Here is a 15802-nt window from a genome sequence, read left to right as displayed (position 1 = left end):
CGAACAGAGCCGCCCACGATCTCAGCGGTCGGTACGTCCGAGGTACAGAGCGACCGCCACCGCGGACGCGATGAGGAGGGCGATGCCGAAGACGAAGAACGTCCACGTCGGCGCGATCTGCCGGATGAGCCAGGCGAAGTTCATGCCGAAGAATCCCGTGAGGAAGCTCAGCGGCAGGAACACGGTGGCGATCAGCGTCAGGCGTTTCATGATCACGTTGAGGCGGTTGGACACCTCGGTGAGGTAGAGGTCGAGCAGGCCCCCGAGCTGCTCCCGGTAGGAGTCGATGAGTCCCGTGGCCAGCACGAGATGATTGTGGACAGTGCGGAACTTCTCGCGGGCGCGGTCGCGTTCCAGGCCGGGGATCACGTCGATGAGGTCGTCGCTGGAGGCGAGCAGGTCGCGCTGGGGGACGGCCACCTGGTGCATTTCGGCGAGCTGGCGCCGCAGACGGAAGATGTGCTGGCGGTGAGCGGTCGTGGCGTGCTGGACGAGCGCTTCCTGCAGGTGGTCGATCGTGTCGTCGAATCCGTCCAGTGAGTCCAGGAAGCTGTCGGCGGACGCGTCGAGCACCTGGTAGACCGCGGTGCCGCCGTGCGCCGACGGGGAGGCGGCGAGGCGGTGGCGTGCCTTGGCGAGGGCGGTGAGCGGCTCTCGGGACACGGTGACAAGCGCCTCGGCGCAGATGTGCAGGTGGACCTCGACGAGGCGCGGACGGCCCCGGGAGTGCGGCTCGGCGCCGTAGAAGACCAGCAGCGCGCTGTCGGGGTACCCGTCGAGCTTGGCGCGCTGGCCGAACTCGAGCGTGTCCTGATGCGCCAGGGGATGGATCGTGACGAACTCGCGGACCGTGTCGAGGTCGGGGGCGCTCGGGTCGAGGAGGTCCAGCCAGAAGTACTCCCCGCGCGCACGCAGGTCCCGCATCCGCTCGACGTCGACGGCCTGGAGGATCTCCATGTCGATCACCCCGTTCGGGTCGTCGCGGCGCGCAGGGTCATGGTACGACGAGCAGGGTTTGCGGGGCGGCGAACCGGTCGACCCGTGCCGGCCATGCGCCTCCCGCCGGATACGGCGTCCGGACGCCCCAGATATCAGCGATCCGCTCACTGGTCATCCTGAGCCTTCCTCTCGCCGTGCCGCGGCGGGCGGGTGATGGGGCCGGTCACACCCTCCGGACGGCTCGTACCCCATCGACCCGCCGCGTATCAGGCGCCGCCGCACCGGCCGGCACGGTCCCCGCAGCGCTGGCCGTCGTCCACGCCCGGCCGGCGGGAAGCGGACGGCCTACCGGGCGAGGGCGGCCATGAGTTTGCCGGTGAACCGGTGCATGTGCGGGTCCAGCGTGTTCCCGGGCTCAGCGAGGACCTGTCGCAGCGGCAGCCACTTGATCGCTTCGAACTCGTCCTCGTCGAAGGAGGTGATGTCGCCTGCCTCGGACCGCAGGACGTACCACAGCGACACGTCGACGTGCGGTCCGTGCCCGCGCGTTCGGGTGACGGTCAGGAAGAACGGGCTTCTCCCGGAGACCGCCGACGGGACGGCCTCGGTGTGCAGCTCCTCTTCGCACTCGCGCATGACCGTGTCCCACGGGTCCTCCATCGGCTCGACATGGCCGCCGGTGGGAAGCCACAGGCCGGCTCCGCGGTGGGCGACGAGCAGAAGCTCCGCGCGCGCGTCGTCGAGAGCGACGAAGTAGCTGACCAGGTGCATCGGCGGAACATCGGGCTTCCGCGTCCGATACAGCGGAGCGCCGCTCGCGATCCACTCCGCTGCCGTGGCGAGGTGCGCGCGCTCCTGCTCGTCCCAGGGGGCAATGCCCTCCAGCGACTCGGCCAGCCGAGCACGGAGAGGCCGGTCAGGAACGCCTGCGGCATCAATGGCAATCACGTCCTCATCCTGCCAAGGAGCCGGTCGGCGACATCACCCCCGGAGACCCACGCGGGAGCAGGCTACGGGCAGCGGGTGCGCGGCCGGCCCAGGACGGTGACCAGGCGGTCGAGCAGGGCGGGATCGTTGGGCAGCGCGCCGTGGTCCACGCCGGGATTGTCCGTCAGGCTGAAGTGGTGGCAGCGCATGGCCCGCCAGGCCAGGATGGCGTTGTTGGTGATGTCCTCCTGGTTGCCGTCGCCGTCGCGCCGCAGGAAACTCGCGGGGTCGGCGATCTGGCCGGTCGACAGGTTCGCCAGCCGGGCTCCGACGACCGTGGGCAGGCCGGACCCCTTCTCCCCGTAGACGTCCACGTCGGGGAACGACTTCGGATCGGCGAACCGGACGAACCCGATGTAGTACGCGGCGATCTTCCCGGCCGTCCGCAGCCCCGCGTCGGCGAACAGGCGCCGATAGTCGCGAGGCGTGTAGGAGCGGCCGGTTGAGGAGTCGCGGATGACGACCTCACGGTCGCCGAAGACCGCCGGGTCGGCCGCGCTCATGTAGGTCGAGGGGGCGCTCTGGTACATCCGCGCGCTGCTCCGCGCGTTCTGCCTCGTCGTGGGGTAGCCGAAATCCTGGATGTTCTGCCCGGTGAACATCAGGGAGTACATCAGCCCCTGCCCCGGCATGTTGCCCGCGATCGGGGTGAAGCCGTGGATGTAGCGGGCTCGCCATGCCGGGCTGGTGTGGGTGAGCAGGTACTGGGCGTACAGCGGCCCGTTGGAGTGGCCGACCAGGTGCACCGGCCGCCCGCCGTTGTCGCGGTAGGTGTCCTCGATGAGCCGGCGGGTGCGCTCGAGGAAGCCGCCCATGTCGGGGGTGAGCCGGGCGTCGTAGCCGGCGACCCGGATGTCACGGTCACGGACGTACCCGGCGGTCTCCAGCCTGCGGTAGAGAGCCTCGTAGTACGGAGCGCTGTCCGTGCGGCCGTAGTCCAGGATTCTGACGGTGACGCCCGGTTGCTCGGCGAAGCGCCGCGGCATCGGCAGCGACGGATCGTCGCGGTAGCGCAGGGTGAGCAGCCGGTCCCGGCAGACCTGGCTGAACCTGCTCGGCCGGTCGTTGCGGAACCAGTCCTGGAAGGTGCCGGAGCGCGGGCAGCCCGGCGCGGTGGTCTGGTCGCGTACGGTCACCTGGAGCTTGGTGAAATGAAACGCGGGAAACAGCACGACCGGGGGTTTCTCCCGCGCCGGAGACCTGGGCGGGCCCGGCCGGCCCGCGGTCAGGCCCAGTGGTACCAGCGGGACCAGCGCAGCCAGCACACCGTGCATCCAACGACCGTCGAACATGGCCATCCCTCTCAGCCACCCGATGTTCCAAGCAGTCGTTACCCACGATCACGTTCGGTGATACCTGCTGGTCAGAAGGGCGTGAAGCCGCTATCGGCCGGCGCACTTCAGTCTGGCGGACCGCGAACCCGCGGTCACTTCGCGCTCCATCCGCCGTCGATCGTCCACGAGGCACCTGACACCATGGCGCCGTCCGGGCCGGTGAGCCACCCCACGAGGGAGGCCACCTCGGCCGGTTCCACGAGCCGCTTGACCGCCGATTCCTTGAGCATCACCTGCGAGACCACCTCGTCCTCGGCGATTCCGTGCACCTTCGCCTGATCGGCGATCTGCTTCTCGACGAGCGGGGTGCGGACGTATCCCGGGTTGACGCACACGCTGGTGACGCCGTGGGCGCCGCCTTCCAGCGCCGTCACCTTCGACAGGCCCTCCAGCCCGTGCTTCGCCGAGACGTACGCGGACTTGAACGGGGACGCGACCAGCCCGTGCACCGAGGAGATGTTGACCACGCGTCCCCACCCCCTGGCATACATCCCCGGCAGGGCGGCCCGGATCAGGAGGAACGGCGCCACGAGCATGATGGAGTGGATCGTACGGAACGCGTCCGGGTCGAACTCCTCGATGGGGCTGACGCGCTGGATCCCCGCGTTGTTCACCAGCACGTCGACGTCCAGCGTCAGGTCGTCGAGGGCCTTCGTGTCGCTCAGGTCGACCGCCCACGCCTCGCCGCCGATCTCGCCGGCCACCGCCCGGGCGCCGTCGGCCGAGATGTCGGCCACCGTGACGTGCGCCCCGCGTGCGGCGAGCTCGCGCGCCACGGCGGCACCGATGCCGCCGGCGCCGCCGGTCACCAGGGCGCGCCGGCCCTCCAGGGTCTTGCTCATCGACTTTCCTCTCCAGGTCGCGCTACGACAGCAGCCCCGGCTCTCCCGGCACATCGCGCGGAGGCCGGCGTCGCGCCCCTTCCGGCCGGGGTCAGCGGGCCGCTTCGGCGATCGCCGCCACGCCCGCGGGCGACATGATGATCGAGTAGTGGTTCACATCCGCCACGGTCCGCACCGTCAGAGGCCCGATCCGCTCCGCCCACCCGGCCGCCACCGCCTCCGGGTACAGCCCCCCGGGCTCCGCCATGAGCCCGCGCGGGGCGCGCAAGAGCGTCACCGGGCCGACCGCGCCGGCGGCGAGCGCCTCCAGGGCCGCGACGAGGTCGCCGCCGTTGGTCATGTCCACGGAGTCGCCGGCCACGGCGTCCGGCGACGTCGCCGGACGGAACCCGGCCACCCCGGCGGTCTCGCCCGGTCCGGTCGCCCCGCCCGTGGCCACCTCGTCGAGGTCGTAGTCGACGTACTGCTCGATCGTGGGCGTCCAGTCGGCGAAGGCGGGGTGCGCCCGCCAGAACTCCCGGTACACCTCGCGCGAGGCGTACACCTTCGACAGCCGCTCCGCCGCCGGCCCGAGCAGCACCGCCAGCAGTTCCTCGGCCGTCGCGTTCTCGGGCACCCCGGGCACGGGCGGCAGCGGCAACCCGCCGTCGACCAGGACCAGGCGCTCCACGAGGTCCGGGTGCCGGTGCGCCAGCACGAGCCCCACGAACCCGCCCATGGAGTGCCCGACGACGGTCACGCGGCCCGGGCGCGGGACACCGCCGGACGCGGCCGCCCCCTCCCCCGCGCCGGGTCCCGTGCACAGGGCCCGGACGACCGCAGCCAGGTCGTCGGCGTGTCTGGCCATCCCGTACGGCCCGCCGAGCCCGTTCGATCGTCCGCGTCCGCGCAGGTCGGGAGCGATCACGCGGCGGCCGGGCAGCGCCGCGACGACGTCGGGCCACGCCATGTGCGAGGCGGTGATGCCGTGCACCGCCAGCACCGTGCCGCCGCTCCCGGCGGCGCCCGCGCCGCCGTCGGGCTCCCACACCCCGACCCGCAGCGTCCCGCCGTCGACGGCGACGTCCTCGGTCCGGTACGTGTGCGACGCCGCGGTGGCCGGCTCCGTCGTCGTGCTCGATCCCGCTGTCATCGTGTCTCCTCCCCCTGGGTCCCTCGCCGGGACTCGGGCGCGAGCGCCCGCTCGATAAACGTCATGGCCTGGTCGAACACCTCCTGCGGCACCTTCGAGGTCGGCCCGCCCGGTGCGACGTCGGGTCCCCACAGGACCCAGCGCATGCCGATGATCTCCCCGATCCCCATCAGCGCCCACGCGGCGACCTCCGGGTCGATGTCGCCGATCTCGCCGGCCGCCTGCGCCCGGGCGAGACCTTCCTGGTAGCCCTCCACGATCCGCGTGTAGTGCATCTGCAGCGCGCCCGGCGAGACGAACTCCGCCTGCCGCACGATCCGGTACAACGCCGGGTGCTCGGCGGTGAACCTGAAGAACGCGGCGAAGCCCGCCCGCTCGGCCTCGATCCGGTTCGGCGCCGACGACGACGCCTCGATCATGGCGTGCCGCACGCGGCGGTTGAGGTCCTCGACCACCTCGTCGAACACCTCGAGCTTCGAGGCGAAGTACAGGTAGAACGTGCCCTGCCCGACCCCCGCCGCCTCCGTGATCCGCACGACCGACGCGTCGTGGTAGCCGAGCTCGGCGAACTGCTGCTCGGCCGCGGCGAGGAGACGGGCGCGGGTCCGCTCGCCCTTGGTCTGCTTCCGCACGGGCGGGTTGGTCGTGCCGGTCATCGTGCCTCCCGTGTCGTCGGGGGTGTCGTCAGGGGCGCGGTCGTTTGGGGCGCGGTCGGCACGGCTGTCGGGAGCACCGCCCGTACGACCTTGTTCAGGGCGGTGCGCGGCAGGTCGGGCACGAAGTCGACGTGCCGGGGCACCTTGTAGTGCGCCAGTTCGGCGCGGCAGAACGCCGTCAGCTCCTCGGCGTCGGTGAACGTCCCTGGCCGGGCGACGACGAACGCGTGCCCCACCTCGCCCCAGCGCTCGTCGGGAACCCCGACGACGGCGGCGTCCGCCACGGCCGGGTGCCGCCGGAGCACCGCCTCGACCTCGGCCGGCGTGACGTTCTCGCCGCCCGTGATGAACATGTCCTTGAGCCGGTCCACCACGCGGTAGTAGCCGTCGGCGTCGCGCTCCACGAGGTCGCCGGTGCGCAGCCAGCCACGCGCGAAGCTCGCGGCGGTAGCGTCCGGGTCGCGGAAGTAGCCCGCGAACACGCTCGGCCCGCGTACCAGCAGCTCGCCGTCGGCGCTCCCACACAGGTGCTCGCCCGTCGCCGGGTCCGCGACGGCGACCTCGACGTGCGGGTAGGGCACGCCGGCGGAGCCGACGCGGTCGCGCGCCACGTCGTTGGGCAGGCACAGGACGTTGGGGCCCGCCTCGGTGAGGCCGTAGCCCTGGGTGAGCGCGACGCCGCGGCGGTGCCAGGCGCGCAGCAGCGGCTCGGGCATCGGCGCGCCGCCCACGACGGCGTGCCGGAGTGACGACAGGTCGGCCGTGGCGAAGTCGGGGTGCTCCGCCAGGAGCAGGTAGTTGGTGGGGACGCCCATCATGGTGGTCACGCGCCGGTCGGCCACGAGCCGCAGCACGCGCTCCGGCTCGAAAGTGCGCTCGAGCACCACGGTGGCACCCGTCCACCAGGACAGCAGCGGCTGGATGTTCCACCCGCCCACGTGGAACTGCGGGAGCACCGACAGCACGACGTCGGCGCTGTTCAGCTCGACGATCCGGGAGAACGACAGGTTGTTCCAGAAGCAGTTCGCGTGAGTGAGCAGCGCGCCCTTCGGCGCCCCGCCCGTCCCGGAGGTGAACACCAGCAGGAGAGGGTCGTCATCGCGCACCTCACGCAGCAGGGGCCGTTCCTCCAGGTTGCGCCGGGTCGGCGCGGGGACGCGCGCCTCGACGCCCCCGCGCCCCAGGCTGGTGCGCGACGGCGGCAGCGGCAGGCGTTCGAGCGCCGCGTCCGCGAGCGCCGCGAACTCCTCCTCCACGAGCACCAGAGCCGGGTCGGACCGGTCGATCTGGTCGGCGAGCTCGCGCGGGGACAACCGCCACGACAGCGGCGCGAGCACCAGGCCCGCCTTGGCGCACGCGAAGAAGAGCACCACCTGGTCGGAGCTGTTGCCCGTGACCGTGGCGATCCGGTCACCGACCCCGTATCCGCTCTCGCGCAGCCGCCCGGCCAGCGCCGTCGCCCGGGCGTCGAGGTCACGGTAGGTCATGGCCACGCCCCGGTCGTCGACCGCGACGCGGTCGGGCGTCGCGATCGCGCGGTCGCGCGGCCACCGCCCGAGGGTGTGCAGGTCGCTCATACCGTGATCCTTTCCTCGACCGGCTCGGCCACGCCGGGCGCGCCACCCGGCGGGACCGCGCCGCGCCGGCGCGCGGCGAGGCGCTGGGCCGCGCCCGCCAGACCGCCGGGCAGGAACAGCACCACCAGGATGAAGCACGTGCCGAGCAGGAACATCGGCTCGCTGAGCGGGACCCGCAGGACGGCCGGCAGGCCCGCCACCGCCTCGGAGCTCGCGAGCGCGCTGAGCCGCTGGTCCAGGAGCGTGTAGACGACGGCGCCCACCACCGCGCCCCAGCGCGATCCCACCCCGCCGAGAACCACCATCACCAGGAGGGTCAGGGTGAAGTCGGACGACGACGTCGCGGGCGACGCCCCGGACTGGAGCAGCAGGTACGCCATCCCGGTGAGCGTGGCGAGCGTCGCCGCCAGCACGAACACCACGAGCTTCACCGCGTAGGGGCGGCCGCCGATGATGCGCACGCGCACCTCGTTCTCCCGCACCGCGGCGGCCGTGTGGCCCGCCCGCGAACGCTCGACCCAGAGCACCACCAGGTACGTCACGACAAGCACGGCCAGGGCGACCCAGTACAGGTTGCGCGTGTTGAGCACGCCGATCAGCCCGGCGGGGACGCCGTCAGTGTCCAGGGTGAGCCCTTCCTCGCCGCCCGTGACGCCGAACTGGTCGCGGCGGGCGAGCACGTTGCCCGCCTGCGCGAACGCGAGCGTGACCATGGCGAACGAGATGCCCGTGACCCGCAGCGAGATCGCGCCCACGCAGAAGGCCAGGACGATGCCGCCCACGAGCACCAGGGCAGCCGCGGGCAGGAGCGGGATGTCGGTACGGTCGAGCACGATCGCGAGGCCGTAGACGCCCGCCGCGAAGTACAGGGCGTGCCCGAAGCTCATCAGCCCAGCCAGCCCGAACAGCAGGTGATAGCTCAGCGCCAGGGACGCGGTCAGCCAGCACAGGGCCAGGAGCTGGAGCGTGCCGGGCTCGTACGTGTAGCCGGGCAGGACACCGGGGACCGTGAGGGCGAGCAGCGGCAGGCAGCCCAGGACCAGCACGAGGGCGAGCCCGCCGGCCGGGATCGCGGCGCGGCGCGTGCGCGCACCCTCGCGGGCGCTGTCGGCGGCGTTCATGCGGTCCTCCCCATCAGGCCGGACGGGCGCACCAGCAGGACGATCGCGAGCAGGAGCACCACGATCAGGTCGCCCGAGTTGTTCAGGTAGGAGTTGGCGAGCTGCTGCAGCACGGCGACGACGACGGACGCCACGGCCGCCCCGGTGAGCGAGCCCATGCCTCCGATCACGGTCACGATGAACGCGAAGATCAGCAGGCTGGCGCCCATGTGCGGCGACACGTAGTTCAGCGACTGCGTGGCGAGCACCCCGCCCAGCCCGGCCGCCGCACCGCCGACGGCGAACACCAGGGTGAACGCCTTGCGCACGTCGATGCCGAGCGCGGTGACCATGGAGCGGTTCTCGACCCCCGCCCGGATGATCAGCCCGTACCGCGTGTGTTTCAGGAACGCGACGATCCCGCCCAGGACGAGCGCGGCCGCCAGGATGTTGAGGAATGCCGTGTTCGGGATGCGGGCGCCGAGCAGCTCGGTGGTGTCCGAGAGCCACGCGTTGGTGGTGATGTTCCGGGGGTTCGGGCCCCAGATCCCCTCGAACAGCGCCACGGTCGCGAGCGACAGCCCGACCGTCACGAGCACCTGCTCGATGTGCCGGTTGTACAGCGGCCGGATCAGGCCGAGCTCGGTGAGCGCGGCGGCGACCGCGCCCGTGAGCGCGCCGACGAGCAGGCCGAGCAGGAGCCCGCCCCACGTCCCGGCGCCCACGGCTTGGGCCGCTGCCAGCCCGACGAACGCGCCGAGCGTGAGGAACGAGCCGTGCGCGAAGTTCAGCACGCCCATCAGCCCGTAGATCAGGGAGAGCCCGGACGCCACGAGGAAGTAGAGGCCGCCGAGGCCGACCCCGGTGACGAGCAGCAGGATCAGGGTGCTCATTCGCCGCCCTCCGCGATCGTGACGGCCTTGTGGACCTGGTCGGGCGCGGGCTCGCTCTCCGCGTGCACGCCGAGGAAGCGCTGGATCATCGCCTGGTCGTCGAGCAGCTCGCGCGCGGGGCCCGCATGGACCACCCGGCCGGCGTCGATCACCACGACGCGGTCGGCCAGCCGGTCGATGACCTGCAGGTTCTGCTCGACGAGCAGGATGGGGACGGTACGCGCGGCGGCGGCCAGGGCGTCCGCCACCTCGGACACGATGCGCGGCGCGAGACCCTTGGTGGGCTCGTCCACGAGCAGGATGCGGTTCTCGTTGAGCAGGGCGCGCGCGAGCGACACCATCTGCTGCTGCCCGCCCGACAGCGTGCCCGCGCGCTGCTGCGCGCGCTGGGTGAGATCCGGGAACAGGTCCGCGACGAGTCGTTTCCTGGCCGGCGACGTCCCGTGGTCGCCGGTACGTTCGGCGAGCCTCAGGTTCTCGGCCACGGTCAGCCCCGCGAAGACCTCCCGGTCCTCGGGCACGTAGCCGACACCCCGGCAGACGATGCGCTCCGTGCGCTCGGCGTCCACGCGGGCGCCGTCGAGCACCACCTCGCCGGACCGCTCGATCAGGCCCATGACGGCCTTCAGGGTGGAGGTCTTGCCCACGCCGTTCCGGCCGAGGAGCGCGGTCACGCCGGTGGCCGCGACGTCGAACGACACGTCGTGGACGACCTGCTGGCCCGCGATCCGCGCGGACAGGCCGCGCACGCTCAGGATCGGTCCGGCCTCCCGCGGCCGGTCCTGGCGTGGGGAGTGCTCGCTCATCCGGCGCTCACCCCCGCGCCCGCCTCGCCGAGGTACGCCGACTGGACGGTCTCGTCAGCCATCACCTTCTCCGGGGTGTCGCACGTCAGCAGCTCACCGTGGTGCATGACGGCGACGCGGTCGGCCAGGCCGAGCACCACGTCCATGTGGTGCTCCACCATGAGGACGGTACGGCCGGTCCGGTTGATCGACCGGATCACCTCGACGAGCCCGGCGACGTCCCCGGTCGCGACGCCCGCCATCGGCTCGTCCAGCAGCACCACCGACGACTCCATCGCCAGCAGCACCGCGATCTCGACCTTACGCTTGTCGCCGTGGGACAGGTCACCGGCGGCGACGTCGGCCCGGTGGCTGACGCCGACCGTGGCCAGGTGCTCGGCGGCCTCCCGCGACGCGGCGTCGCCGCGTCGCGGGAAGGACAGCACCGAGAGGGAGCCGCCGAGGCGGCGCTGGGTGGCGAGCCGGACGTTCTCCGCGACCGTCAGGCGCGGGAACAGGCTCGACGTCTGGAAGGTCCTGCCCAGGCCGGCGCGGGCGCGGGCCGCGATCGACGTCGCGGTCACGTCCCGGCCGTTCAGGCGCACCGTGCCGCTCGTGGGCCGATGGACGCCGCTGATCAGGTTGAACAGTGTCGTCTTGCCCGCGCCGTTCGGCCCGATCACGCCCACGAGTTCGCCCCGGGCCACCTGCAGGGACACGCCCTGAAGGATCTTCGCGCCGCCGATGGTCAGCCCGAGACCGGCCACTTCGAGCACGGCGTCTGACACGGCGTCCGGCACTGGGCCGTCTGCCGGCACGCCCTGCGGCCCGGCGGCGGCCGCCGGCTCGCCACCCTGCGTCATGACGAGGCGACCTCCGCCGGAGCGACGGCCTCGCCGTCGACCTTCTTGACCAGCTTGGGCGTCCAGGCGTCGCCGTCCTTGACGAGCTTGGCCTGGTACATCGGCTGGATCAGCGCGTGGTCGGAGGCACGGACCGTCGTCGGGCCCTTCGGGCCGTCGAACGTGTAGCCCTCCAGCGCGCCGACCATCGCCTCGACGTCGTCGCCGCCCTCGGTGATGGCGTGCACCATCATCTGCGCGGCCACGAAGCCGTCCGGCGTGAACAGGTCGGGCGTGCCGCCGGCTGCCTTGACCGCGTCGAGCATGGCCTTCTCGGTCTCGGTGCCCGCCGCGCCCGGGAAGTAGTGGTTGAGGAACGAGACCTTCTCGGCCGCGTCACCGTACGCGCCGTAGGTGGTGACGTCTCCCAGACCCGTGACGACGGTGGTGGAGTCCAGCACTCCCTGCTGGTCCAAGCCCTGCCACATCGCGCCCGACGTCGCGCCGGCCCACGCCACGAACACGAGGTCGGCCTTGGCGTCGAACACCTTCTTGGACGACGGGGTGAACTCGGTGGCGTCCTCCGGCACGAGCACGGAGCTCACCTTGGCGCCCTTCGCGCCGAGGACGGCCTCGACGGCCTTCAGGTTGCCCTGCCCGAACGCGTTGTCCTGCGCGTACACCAGCACGTCGGCGCCCTTCGTGTCGACGAAGGTGCCCGCGGTGGCGACGTCCTGCAGGGACTGGCGGCCGCTGCGGAAGGTGTAGTGGTTGATGCCCGTGATGGCGTCGACGGCGGCCGGGCCGGAGACGTACAGCACCTTGTTCTGCTCGGCCTGCTCGGCGAGCGGCAGCGCCACGCCCGAGACGACGGTGCCGCCCAGGATCTTGTAACCCTTGCCGATGAGGTCCTTGGCGGCGGTGACCGCCTTTTCGGGGTCGCCCGCATCGTCGTGGTAGGTGATGTCGAGCGGCCGGCCGTTCACGGCGCGGGTGCCGTCGGTCGCGTAGCCGATGCCCGCCTCGAAGCCGTCCTTGTAGGCCTTGCCGTAGGCGGCCAGTGCCCCGGACTCCGAGTAGACGATGCCGATGTGGATCGGTGCCGCGTCGTCACCGCCGGCGGGGGCACCGGTGCCGGTGCCGGAGCCGTCCGGCGCGCACGCCGTCAGCGCCAGGATCGTCGCCGCAGCGGCGGCGAGCGTGAAGAACTTCCTCGACCGCATGACAGCTGCCCTTCTTCAGGTGGTCATCGCCGCTCCGCATGGTCGGACAGGACTCGGGCCCGGCACCAAACCTGAGAGGCGATTCAGGTTGCAGAAATGATGCGGCCCGTACCGGTCGCTGTCAAGACGCGGACCCGCTCGCCGGCCCCGTTCCGCACGACCGGGCGCTGCTCCCTCGCCGTACATCGCATAGTTGACAGGTGATTCAGGTCACATTTAACGTCCGGTTTGTCTGGCAGACGGCGGGTCTGGCACCCGCTGCGCACCCCACCGACGTGGAGGATCGATATGCCATTACTGTCCCGGCGGCACCGGACGGGCGCTCCGGCCCGGTTCCGCCACCGGCTCGCCGCGGCGCTCACCGCCCTCGGCCTGGTCATGGCCGGCGGCGCCACCGCCTTCACGGTGGCACCCGCCGCCGCGGCCGACATCTCCTGCCCGCCGCCCTTCGACACGCTGCCCGGCTGCAGCGGCAGCGGTGGCGGCGACGCCGCGCCGGCGAGCGGGGCCTGGTCGTCCCGGTCCGCGGGCGGGATGACCACCCAGCTCTACGTGCCCGACACCGCCCCTGAGCTGGGCGCCGGGCGCGCGCTCATGGTCAACCTGCACGGGTGCGTGCAGACCTCCACGGCGCTGCGCGACGGCGGCAACTGGGCCGCGACCGCCGACGAGCACGGCATGGTCGTCGCCATCCCGGCCGCGCCCAACGGCGGCGTGCTGCTCGGCTGCTGGGACTACTACGACAGCAACCACTCCCGCACCTCGCCGAGCCGCCACGACGACAACCTGCTGCAGCTCGTCGAAGACCTGCTCGCCGACGCCTCGCTCGGGATCGACCCGGACCAGGTCTACCTCACCGGCCTCTCCTCCGGCGGCGGCGAGACCATGGTGATGGGCTGCCTCGCGCCCGACGTGTTCGCGGGGGTCGGGATCAACGCGGGGCCGTCGGTCGGCACGTCCTCCGGCCAGATCTCCTCCGTCTCGGTGAGCCAGGCCCAGGTGACGAACACGTGCCGGACCTTCTCGGGCTCCACCTCCTCCGCCTTCGGCACCCAGCTCACGTCGGTGATCTACGGCTCGAACGACACCACCGTCGCGCCCGGGTACAACACCCTGAACGCGCAGGTCATGGCCGGGATCTACGGGGCCGGTTCGCAGTCCTCGTTCTCCCTGGCGGGGCTCGCGGGCAACAACACCTCCGGCTCGGGGACGCTGTGGTCCGACGGCGATGGTCCCCGCGTCTCCCTGATCCAGAACACGGGCATGGGACACAACTGGCCGGCGGGAGGGGGCTCAGGCGGGTCGTACATCACGACGAACTCGATCAACTACCCCGCCTACGTGACGGACTTCTTCTTCGACAACAACCGGCGCGTGGACCGCGACGCCGAGCCGACCGACCCTCCGACCGAGGAACCCACCGACCCCCCGGAGTCCGGCCTGTACTGCGGCTCGGCGACCAACGCCGCGCACAAGGCCGCCGGGCGTGCCCACTCCTACGGGACCAACCCCTACAACCCGTACTACGCCAATGTCTCCCTGGACTACATGGGCCTGGGCGACGCCACCATCACGACCCTCCAGGAGTCGCCCGACGGCCGGTTCGACGTCGTCACGAGTTGCTGACGCGCTCGATCGCCGGAGGTTCGACCGCTCGTTGAAGTGCCGGCAGGTGTTCGTGCGGGCCGGATGCCACGAACACCTGCCGGCGAACCTGGGCGCCCGCAGAACCGGTCCGCGAAGATCCGGGTCGCCGCCGCTCATGCGAATGGTGGCGCTGGGGCCAATTGCGACAACGGCTGCAGAACCGGCGTGAGTTCGCGCCGCACCAGCCGGCGTATGGTCCAGACATGCCTCAGTCGCGGCACGGCAGGCGGGAATCGCGTGAACCGTGGACGCCATTCATGGTCGAAAGACAGGATCCCTTTGAGCGGAAAGTCCCATGGGAGTCCCCTGGTGTGCGGAGCGGGCGGCGGAATCTCCGGTAAATGCGGTAGTGGTGGCCAGTTGACGTCTGTCTCGGCGGACGACCTCGACGCGTACTCCTGAGCGGCGCCTTCCCGGAAAGCGTGGTAAAGCTCGTCGCCGTAGATGAGCAACAGCAGCCGGACGGGTGCGGTGGTGCGTAGCGCTTCGGTGAACTCCCACATCGTCCCGGGACCGGGGACCGCTGTCATGATCACTGCGTGTGCGCCGTGGATCAGCCTGCTCACCATGTCCTGCCAGTCGTCGACCGGCAGATAACCGCGCTCCGCCCCCAGTTCCGGCAGGCGCTCGCCGGGTTGCCCGATAGCGACGACACGGCCGAGGCGTCGAAAGGGACGCAACAGGAATTCCTCATGTGTCCCGGGAAGCTCGAAGGGCGAGCGGGTACTCCAGCCTGGAGCCTCATCCGGAGGAAAGGCCATCGCACGGTCAATGGCGAACGGCCGCAGATAGAGCAGATAGCGCTCCCCTGCCAACTCCTCGAAAGACGGGATGATCCGGTGGCGGTGCCGCCTTCCCCGTTTCAGCAGAACGGCGCTGACAGCGGAGAGCAGAAGCGCGGGCACCACGACGGCGACCGCGATCAGCGGAGGGACCCACGACGGCAGATCCGCCACGGACACAAGGTCCCCGTACAGCGGGCCACCGATGAGAGCCACCGACAATGCCAGGGCGCCCAGTGTCCATCCCAGAACGGTCAACACCCGTCCTCGGCCAGGGCTTTGATGTGCCCGGCCATCACTTGATCGTCCGACCGGACCGCCGGCACTTTGCGCAAGGCCACCGACAGCGGCGATGACGACCACCAGCCAGGGAATGGCGAAGTGCTTGTCGATGCTCATTTTGGTGGCGATCCCCGACACACCGGCTGCCGTGATCGTGACCAGCGTCGCCATGAAGGCAAGAGCCTGCGGCCTGCTCATGTGTCCGGTGACCAGGTTGCTGATGATCGCACCAAGTGCCGCAGGCGCCAGAGAAAAAAGAATCGCCCAGGTGACAACGTCACCGATGAAGAGCGCCCACCGGACGAACATGATGTCCAGCTCGTCGCGGATCACAACGTAGGACAGCGTTTCAACGTGCCTGAGTTCCACCACGTAGCCGACCGTTACCACCCACAGGGCGACGAACACCAGGCCGAGCAGCACCAGCCTGACACAAAGGGTGTTCACCACTGCCGAATGTGAGCTGTACTCGCTCGTTCTCCGTCCATGACGAACGTAAAGGACCGTTGTAATCGCCTGGATCGAAGCGGCAATAACAGCAGTCCACGTGATGGCATCGGAAACCGGAGACACTCGCCCATGGTCGCACAGACGGAACATTGTCCACCTGAATTCGAGAATGACGACGCCCCCGCCGAACCAACGACCACCCGAAGGAGCAATTCGGTCGGGATCAGGAAAGGTCGTGGCCCTGGCCGGGCAGCGCCTGCGGAAGCTGATGGCGGGAGGTGATGGAGGGTCTCGCCGGTGGCCAGGAGCTCCCGGCGGGCACGCTCGGCGA

General features: G+C 71.0%; 14 protein-coding genes. 1 reads left to right on the top strand and 13 read right to left on the bottom strand.

Going from position 1 to position 15802, the window contains the following annotated elements:
- Nucleotides 1–21: 21 nt before the first annotated feature.
- From FH608_RS38850 to FH608_RS38795, 12 genes are all read right to left on the bottom strand, one after another.
- Nucleotides 22–957 (bottom strand): magnesium transporter CorA family protein, encoded by a 936-nt coding sequence (locus FH608_RS38850; RefSeq protein WP_139635402.1) that lies wholly within the window; start codon nt 955–957, stop codon nt 22–24.
- A gap of 327 nt (nt 958–1284) precedes the next feature.
- Nucleotides 1285–1887, bottom strand: coding sequence for an NUDIX domain-containing protein (locus FH608_RS38845; protein ID WP_139635401.1), 603 nt, complete (start codon nt 1885–1887; stop codon nt 1285–1287).
- A 62-nt stretch (nt 1888–1949) separates the two neighbouring features.
- Entirely contained in the window at nt 1950–3200 is a 1251-nt protein-coding gene (locus FH608_RS38840) for a lipase/acyltransferase domain-containing protein (RefSeq protein WP_226900281.1), read from the bottom strand.
- A gap of 152 nt (nt 3201–3352) precedes the next feature.
- Nucleotides 3353–4102, bottom strand: coding sequence for a 3-hydroxybutyrate dehydrogenase (locus tag FH608_RS38835; RefSeq protein ID WP_139635399.1), 750 nt, complete (start codon nt 4100–4102; stop codon nt 3353–3355).
- A 91-nt stretch (nt 4103–4193) separates the two neighbouring features.
- Entirely contained in the window at nt 4194–5234 is a 1041-nt protein-coding gene (locus FH608_RS38830; protein ID WP_139635398.1) for an alpha/beta fold hydrolase, read from the bottom strand.
- The gene (locus FH608_RS38825) at nt 5231–5890 is read right to left on the bottom strand and encodes a TetR/AcrR family transcriptional regulator (RefSeq protein ID WP_139635397.1); all 660 of its coding nucleotides are present in this window, start codon (nt 5888–5890) and stop codon (nt 5231–5233) included. The genes FH608_RS38830 and FH608_RS38825 overlap by 4 nt, the downstream gene beginning before the upstream one ends.
- Nucleotides 5887–7467: a class I adenylate-forming enzyme family protein gene (locus FH608_RS38820; protein WP_139635396.1), complete on the bottom strand. Its 1581-nt coding sequence runs from the start codon at nt 7465–7467 to the stop codon at nt 5887–5889. Before FH608_RS38820 ends, FH608_RS38825 begins: the two co-directional genes overlap by 4 nt.
- The gene (locus FH608_RS38815; RefSeq protein ID WP_139635395.1) at nt 7464–8588 is read right to left on the bottom strand and encodes a branched-chain amino acid ABC transporter permease; all 1125 of its coding nucleotides are present in this window, start codon (nt 8586–8588) and stop codon (nt 7464–7466) included. The genes FH608_RS38820 and FH608_RS38815 overlap by 4 nt, the downstream gene beginning before the upstream one ends.
- Entirely contained in the window at nt 8585–9460 is an 876-nt protein-coding gene (locus FH608_RS38810; RefSeq protein ID WP_139635394.1) for a branched-chain amino acid ABC transporter permease, read from the bottom strand. Before FH608_RS38810 ends, FH608_RS38815 begins: the two co-directional genes overlap by 4 nt.
- Nucleotides 9457–10266, bottom strand: a complete 810-nt coding sequence (locus tag FH608_RS38805; RefSeq protein ID WP_139635393.1) for an ABC transporter ATP-binding protein — start codon at nt 10264–10266, stop codon at nt 9457–9459. The genes FH608_RS38810 and FH608_RS38805 overlap by 4 nt, the downstream gene beginning before the upstream one ends.
- Entirely contained in the window at nt 10263–11108 is an 846-nt protein-coding gene (locus FH608_RS38800; RefSeq protein WP_139635392.1) for an ABC transporter ATP-binding protein, read from the bottom strand. The genes FH608_RS38805 and FH608_RS38800 overlap by 4 nt, the downstream gene beginning before the upstream one ends.
- Nucleotides 11105–12310, bottom strand: a complete 1206-nt coding sequence (locus FH608_RS38795) for a substrate-binding domain-containing protein (RefSeq protein WP_139635391.1) — start codon at nt 12308–12310, stop codon at nt 11105–11107. Before FH608_RS38795 ends, FH608_RS38800 begins: the two co-directional genes overlap by 4 nt.
- A gap of 288 nt (nt 12311–12598) precedes the next feature.
- Between FH608_RS38795 and FH608_RS38790 the strand changes: the two genes are divergently transcribed.
- Nucleotides 12599–13936, top strand: coding sequence for an extracellular catalytic domain type 1 short-chain-length polyhydroxyalkanoate depolymerase (locus tag FH608_RS38790; protein ID WP_226900280.1), 1338 nt, complete (start codon nt 12599–12601; stop codon nt 13934–13936).
- A 134-nt stretch (nt 13937–14070) separates the two neighbouring features.
- Here the strand turns inward: FH608_RS38790 and FH608_RS38785 are convergent, their stop codons facing one another.
- Entirely contained in the window at nt 14071–15471 is a 1401-nt protein-coding gene (locus FH608_RS38785; protein WP_139635390.1) for a hypothetical protein, read from the bottom strand.
- Between the last annotated feature and the right edge of the window lie 331 nt (nt 15472–15802).

It is taken from the genome of Nonomuraea phyllanthi (assembly GCF_006334985.2).
In the GTDB taxonomy this organism is placed as follows: Bacteria; Actinomycetota; Actinomycetes; order Streptosporangiales; family Streptosporangiaceae; genus Nonomuraea; species Nonomuraea phyllanthi.
The sequence above is the reverse complement of the archived record's forward strand: the minus strand, read 5'-3'. Positions and strand labels throughout refer to the sequence as shown.